Consider the following 6,411-nt stretch of genomic DNA (forward strand, 5'->3'; position numbering starts at 1 on the left):
CGCCGACACCCATGATCTGTGGCTGCCGCCAATGCTGGCCCAGCCTATCATTTTTGCGCGAGGGGCCAATTTCAATGCCACGCTGACGCTCATCCAGTTGCTCGACTGCGCTGTCGTCGCGGCAACTATCGGGCTCGCCGCCTGGGCGTTTGCCCAATCAAGCTTCGGCCGGCGCTGGCGCGCCGTCTCCGACGATCCCAGGGCGGCAGCGATGTGCGGCGTCGATGTTCGCGCGGTGCTTCGGCGTGCGGTGCTTTTCGGCGGCCTTTGCGCGGCACTGGCCGGCGTGCTCGCCGCCTTCTACTACGGTAACATCAGCTTCGGCACAGGGTTGGTCTACGGGCTGAAAATCCTGTTTGTGACGGCGGTGGGCGGCTATCTCTCGCCGTTGCGGGCAGCACTTGGCGCTGCCGCTTTCGGCATGGCCGAATCGCTGTGGGCCGGCTATTTTCCGCTCGAATGGCGCGATGGCTGGATGTATCTGTTCCTCGTCGCCATGCTGGTGCTTATCGGCACCGGCCGCGATCAGGGCAAGATCGCCTGACGGTACCAAGCCTGGGTAGACTTTGGTTGCATGACGTCTACAGCGCGCGCGTCCTCTCGGACGCGCAAAGGACCCTGTAGCACTTTGATTTTGCGCATGATCCCAGCGAAAATCGATTCCCATTTTCGGGGTCATGCGCTGCGTCAGGCGCTGTTTGGCCCCTTCCTCATCTCACAAGACCCTTCCTCACCTCACAAGATTGTTTTACTCGGTCTGCCCTGTGTTGACCCGCCGGGCCACGCACGGCATACCGTTGGGCCACATCGAAGCGGCGGAAAACAAGCGGGATGGCGCGCCGCTGATACTTTGAAGCACGCAACGTGCTTTCCGAAAATCGACACCGATTTCGGGCCGATGCGTAAAGGGAGGAATGCATGGCAGGGCTTCTCGCTCTATCCAGAACCATTGACCGTGTGAACGAATTCATCGGCAGATGGGTGTCGTGGCTGATCCTGCTGGCAATCCTGGTCAGCGCCGCCAATGCGGTCATCCGCAAGACGTTCGACATGTCGTCGAACGCCTGGCTGGAACTGCAGTGGTATTTGTTCGGCGCGGCCTTCATGCTGGCCGCTGCCTACACGCTGAAGCAGAACGACCATATCCGCATCGACATCGTTTACGGCATGTTCTCGCGCCGCGTGCAGCACTGGATCGACCTTCTCGGTCACCTCTTTTTCCTGATGCCGTTCGTCACCCTGATGGTGATCTATTTCGTTCCCTATGTGTCGCTGTCGTTTCGCAGCGGCGAAATGTCGAACAATTCCGGCGGTCTGATTATCTGGCCGGCAAAGGCGATCCTGCTGGTCGGCTTTTTCCTGCTCGCGCTCCAGGGCATCTCGGAGATCATCAAGAAGATAGCCATCATGCGCGGCGACATGGACGATCCCACTCCATTCATATCGGTCCATGAGCAGGCCGAACTCGAAGCGAAGGCGCTCGCCGAAGAGGTGCGCTCGTGATCGAGTTCATCGCCCAGAACATGGCGCCGATCATGTTCGCCTCGCTGGTCATCTTCCTGCTGATCGGCTACCCGGTCGCGTTTTCGCTCGCCGCCAACGGCCTGCTGTTCTTCTTTATCGGTGTCCTTCTGTCGCCCTATTCGGGCGGCTCGATCAATCTCGCTTGGCCGCTGCTGCACGCACTGCCGGACAATTTCTACGGCAGCCGGGTGATGTCGAACGACACGCTGCTGGCCATCCCGTTCTTCACGTTCATGGGCATCGTGCTCGAACGATCGGGCATGGCCGAGGACCTTCTCGATACGATCGGCCAATTGTTCGGACCGATCCGCGGCGGCCTCGCCTATGCCGTGATCTTCGTCGGTGCGCTGCTTGCCGCAACCACGGGTGTGGTGGCTGCTTCCGTCATCGCCATGGGCCTGATCTCGCTGCCGATCATGCTGCGCTACGGCTATGACCGCCGTGTGGCGTCCGGCGTCATTGCGGCGTCGGGCACGCTCGCCCAGATCATTCCGCCCTCGCTGGTGCTGATCGTTCTGGCCGACCAGCTCGGCCGCTCGGTCGGCGACATGTATGCGGGCGCGCTGATCCCGGGGCTGGTTCTGACCGGCCTCTATACGCTCTACATCCTGATCATGTCGATTGTCCGGCCGAAGTCGATGCCGGCCCTGCCGCTCGAGGCCCGCACGCTCGGCCACGGCATCCTGTCGTTGCTGGTCGCGCTGCTGACGGCAGTCGTGGTTTGCTACGCGGCGTATCGCTATCTTGCGCCGTCGCAGGGCCAAAACGCCGACATTCTCGGCGCCACCATCGGCGTGGTTTTCATCTACGTCGTGGCGATCGCCGACCAGCGCCTGAAGATCAACATGATGTCGCGGCTGGCGCAGCAGGTGATCATCGTGCTGATTCCGCCGCTGGCGCTGATCTTCCTGGTGCTGGGCACCATCTTTCTCGGCATCGCCACCCCGACCGAGGGCGGCGCCATGGGGGCCGTCGGCGCGCTGATCATGGCGGCGATGAAGGGGCGGCTGTCGCTGGACGTGATCAAGCAGGCGCTGGCGTCGACGACGCGGCTGTCGTCCTTCGTGCTGTTCATCCTGATCGGCGCGCGTGTGTTCTCGCTCACCTTCTACGGCGTCAACGGCCATATCTGGGTCGAACACCTCCTGACATCGCTGCCGGGCGGCGAAATTGGCTTCCTGATCGGGGTGAACATCCTCGTGTTCTTGCTCGCCTTCTTCCTCGACTTCTTCGAGCTCGCCTTCATTATCGTGCCGCTTTTGGCGCCGGCCGCCGACAAACTCGGCATCGACCTGATCTGGTTCGGCGTGCTGCTCGGCGTCAACATGCAGACCAGCTTCATGCACCCGCCCTTCGGCTTCGCGCTGTTCTACCTGCGCTCGGTCGCCGCCCGGGTGCCCTATCTGGATCGCCTCACCAGCAAACAGATCGCACCGGTGACCACCGGCCAGATCTATTGGGGCGCGGTTCCCTTCGTTTGCATCCAGGTCATCATGATCGGCCTGACCATCGCTTTCCCGCAGATGGTGATGCACTACAAGGGCACGCCAGTCGACCCGGGCACGATCGATTACCAGGTACCGGAAACGCCGGGCCTGTCGCCGCTTGGCATACCGCCGGCGGATGGCGGCACGGCGCCGACCGCGCCTGCACCGGACCTGTCGCAGCCGCCGAATTTCGGTGAAACGCCGCCTGCCAAGCCAGCAGCGCCAGCACCCGATCTGTCCCAACCACCGAGTTTCAATTGATGCCGGAGGCGCAACAGAGATGAAAGCGGTGCGGCTGGAGGGCGTGGGCAGCATTGCCCTGCGCGAGGTCGGCAAACCGGCCGCCGGGCCGGACGATCTCCTGGTGCGGATCGAGGCATGCGGCGTCTGCGGAACCGACCGGCATCTTTTCCATGGCGAATTTCCCTGTACGCCGCCGGTTACGCTCGGACATGAATTCTCCGGGATCGTCGAAGCGATTGGAACCGGAGTGTCCGGCTTTTCGGTCGGCGATCGCGTCACCGGCGATCCCAACATCGCCTGCGGGAGCTGTCCGCACTGCCATGCCGGTCGCATCAATCTTTGCCATAATCTGATTGCCATCGGCATCCGCCGCGACGGCGGCTTCGCCGAATATGTCGTGCTGCCCCAGAAGCAGGCCTTCTCCCTTCCGAAAGACCTGAAGCCGACGCATGGCGCGTTCTGCGAGCCGCTTGGCTGCTGCCTGCATGGCTTGGACCTGGCGCAGATCAGACCCGGCTCCTCGGTCGCCGTGCTTGGCGGCGGCGTGATCGGCCTGCTCACTGTGCAACTGGCGAGGCTTGCCGGCGCGACGACAATCATCCTATCGACGCGCCAGGTCTCGCGGCGTGCCCTCGCCGAAGAATTGGGCGCAACGGCGACGGTCGACCCAAGCGCTTGCGATATCATCGACACGGTCGTCGGTGCGTCGGGCCTGATGCCAGGCGGTGTCAATGTGGTGTTCGAATGTGCTGGCGTAAGAGAGACAGTCGAGCAATCGATGCGGCTGGCCAAAGCCGGCGGGACGGTTGTCGTCGTCGGCGTGATGCCTCAAGGCATGAAGGCCGAGTTCGAACCTTTCGACCTGTTGTTCCGGGAATTGAGGGTCCTGGGCTCGTTTCTCAATCCGTTTACGCATCGCCGGGCCGCCGATCTCATCGCCTCGGGTGCGATCGAGATCGACAAGCTCATCTCACGGCATGTGACGCTTGAGGAGGCGGCTGCGGTGATCGCCAATCCGCCTGCGCCAGGCGAAGTCAAGGTGCTGGTTGTGCCGCGCTGATCCGGCAAATCGAAGTGTGACGGCGCCACGCGTCCGAAGAGCGCGCGGCGCCGTAACTGTTGTCAGAGCTTGCCGGTGCGCTGCTGGACCATCATGAAGGTGTCGTAATTGTACTCGGCCACCTGCGCCCAGAGATAGTGCTCCTTGCGGAACGCCTTGATCGAGTCCCAGATCTTCTTGAACGGCGCGTTCGAGGCTTCCATCTCGGCATAGACCTCGTTTGCCTTTTCGAAGCAGGCTGCCAAGATTTCCGGGCTGAACGGGCGCAATTTGGCGCCCTCGGACACCAGCCGCCTCACGGCCGCCGGATTCAGAAAGTCGTATTTCTGCAGCATGTTGGCGTCGGCGGCCTGCGCGGCGGTGTGCACCAGCGCCTTATAGGCCGGTGAAAGCTCTTCGTATTTCGCCTTGTTGAACATCAGATGGACGGTCGGCCCGCCTTCCCACCAGCCGGGATAATAATAATTCGGCGCGACCTTGTAGAATCCGAGCTTCTCATCGTCATAAGGGCCGACCCACTCGGCGGCGTCTATGGTGCCTTTTTCCAGCGCCGGATAGATGTCGCCGCCGGCGATCTGCTGCGGCACCACGCCGAGCCTTTCCACCACTTTGCCGGCAAAGCCACCGATGCGCATCTTGAGGCCCGAAAGGTCGGCGACGGTGTTGATCTCCTTGCGGAACCAGCCGCCCATCTGCACGCCGGTATTGCCGCCCGGCAAGCCAAAAAGGCCCTGCGTGGCGAGAAACTCGTTGAACAGGTCGATGCCGCCGCCGTGGTAATGCCAGGCATTGATGCCGCGCGCGTTGAGCGAGAACGGAACCGCAGCGCCCAGCGCCCATGTCGGGTCCTTGCCCCAATAATAATATGCCACCGTATGGCAGGCCTCGACGGTGCCGGCGGTGGTGGCGTCCGCGGCCTGCAGGCCGGGCACGAGTTCACCTGCGGCGAAGACCTGGACCTGGAAGTTGCCGTCGGTCGCCTCCGCAAGCATCTTGGAAAAGACCTCGGCGCCGCCGTAGATCGTGTCGAGAGATTTCGGGAAGGACGACGCCAGGCGCCATGTCACTTTCGGATTGGATTGGGCGATGGCCGGCGCGGCAAGCGCTGCTGTAGCCGCCGCGGCGCCCACACCAGTCGCGCCGGCCTTGCGGATGAATGATCGACGATCCATGAAGTCCTCCCTATTGGATCAATAGACCGACGTTCGGGAAATGCTCTGTGCCCCGGATCGGCTTCGCGGCAGACATTACACGGGCAAGAAGTCGAGTCCAGCCATGGCAGCCGGTTTTGCCGGCGGCGTTTCCGCGAAATTCGCGGCGCGAACGCACCTCTTGCAACTTAAGTCTAACGCCGTTTCGGTGGACCATGCGACATGCCGAACTTGTCATGGCAAAGCGCCTTCGGATCGCCTATTTTAAAGGCAGAATATGCCCCTGCACTGAATGGAACCCGGATCAAAAATGCAGCAGCCGCTCGTCGCCATATCGACCGACGTCCGCCAGTTCGATAACTACACCTGGCATGCCGTTCCGCAGCAATATCTGGAGGCGGCGCTTTCGGGCGCCGGCGTATTCCCGGTGCTGGTGCCGTCCTTCGGCGACCGGCTCGATTTCGACGAACTCCTGTCATCGGTCGACGGCGTCATGGTCACCGGTTCGAAGTCCAATGTGCATCCCTCGCTCTATGGCGGCGATGCCAGCGAGGCCAATGGTCCCTACGATCCTGCCCGCGACGCGACGACGCTGCCGTTGATCCGCAAGGCAGTGGAGCGCGGCGTGCCGCTGCTCGCCATCTGCCGCGGCATCCAGGAAATGAATGTGGCGCTGGGCGGCACGCTGGCCACAGAGATTCAGGAGCGCGAGGGATCGCTGGACCATCGCGCACCGGCGAGCGACAATCAGGACGAACGCTTCGCCATCCGCCAGTCCATTTCGATCAAGCCTGGAACCTGCCTCGCCGGCGTCTTCGGAGCGGGCGACATCATGGTCAATTCGGTGCACCGCCAGGCCATCGACCGGCTCGGCCCGAAGCTGCAGATAGAGGCGGTCGCCACTGACGGCACGGTCGAGGCGGTTTCGGTGCGGGACGCCCGTGCT

The 6,411-nt window shown here is 62.6% G+C and carries 6 protein-coding genes; 5 read left to right on the forward strand and 1 reads right to left on the reverse strand.

The features are described from left to right. The 4 genes from EOA85_RS24145 to EOA85_RS24160 all read left to right on the forward strand — a co-directional run. The coding region (locus tag EOA85_RS24145; RefSeq protein WP_164759844.1) for a branched-chain amino acid ABC transporter permease at positions 1-544 on the forward strand (544 nt) is incomplete at its 5' end. 374 nt (positions 545-918) lie between these two features. Continuing rightward, a complete protein-coding gene (locus EOA85_RS24150; RefSeq protein ID WP_065006078.1) occupies positions 919-1,503 on the forward strand; it encodes a TRAP transporter small permease subunit in 585 nt (194 codons plus the stop codon). Continuing rightward, positions 1,500-3,272 carry a TRAP transporter large permease subunit gene (locus tag EOA85_RS24155; RefSeq protein ID WP_164759845.1) on the forward strand — a complete coding sequence of 591 codons (1,773 nt, stop codon included), beginning with the start codon at positions 1,500-1,502 and terminating at the stop codon, positions 3,270-3,272. Before EOA85_RS24150 ends, EOA85_RS24155 begins: the two co-directional genes overlap by 4 nt. 19 nt (positions 3,273-3,291) lie before the next feature. Further along, a complete protein-coding gene (locus tag EOA85_RS24160) occupies positions 3,292-4,314 on the forward strand; it encodes a zinc-dependent alcohol dehydrogenase family protein (protein WP_127211439.1) in 1,023 nt (340 codons plus the stop codon). Positions 4,315-4,376: 62 nt separating this feature from the next. Here EOA85_RS24160 and EOA85_RS24165 read toward each other — a convergent pair whose 3' ends face one another. Then, the gene (locus EOA85_RS24165; protein ID WP_127211440.1) at positions 4,377-5,486 is read right to left on the reverse strand and encodes a TRAP transporter substrate-binding protein; all 1,110 of its coding nucleotides are present in this window, start codon (positions 5,484-5,486) and stop codon (positions 4,377-4,379) included. A gap of 289 nt (positions 5,487-5,775) precedes the next feature. Between EOA85_RS24165 and EOA85_RS24170 the strand changes: the two genes are divergently transcribed. Then, a partial coding sequence (locus EOA85_RS24170; RefSeq protein ID WP_164759846.1) for a gamma-glutamyl-gamma-aminobutyrate hydrolase family protein occupies positions 5,776-6,411 on the forward strand: 636 nt, incomplete at its 3' end.

Origin of the sequence: Mesorhizobium sp. M5C.F.Ca.IN.020.29.1.1, assembly GCF_003997375.1 — a bacterium.
Classification (GTDB): domain Bacteria; phylum Pseudomonadota; class Alphaproteobacteria; order Rhizobiales; family Rhizobiaceae; genus Mesorhizobium; species Mesorhizobium wenxiniae.

Bases quoted from the DNA above. Each gene is read 5' to 3' on its own strand.
- EOA85_RS24150 (WP_065006078.1), top strand. From the start codon at position 919: ATGGCAGGGCTTCTCGCTCTATCCAGAACCATTGACCGTGTGAACGAA.
- EOA85_RS24160 (WP_127211439.1), top strand. From the start codon at position 3,292: ATGAAAGCGGTGCGGCTGGAGGGCGTGGGCAGCATTGCCCTGCGCGAG.
- EOA85_RS24165 (WP_127211440.1), bottom strand. From the start codon at position 5,486: ATGGATCGTCGATCATTCATCCGCAAGGCCGGCGCGACTGGTGTGGGC.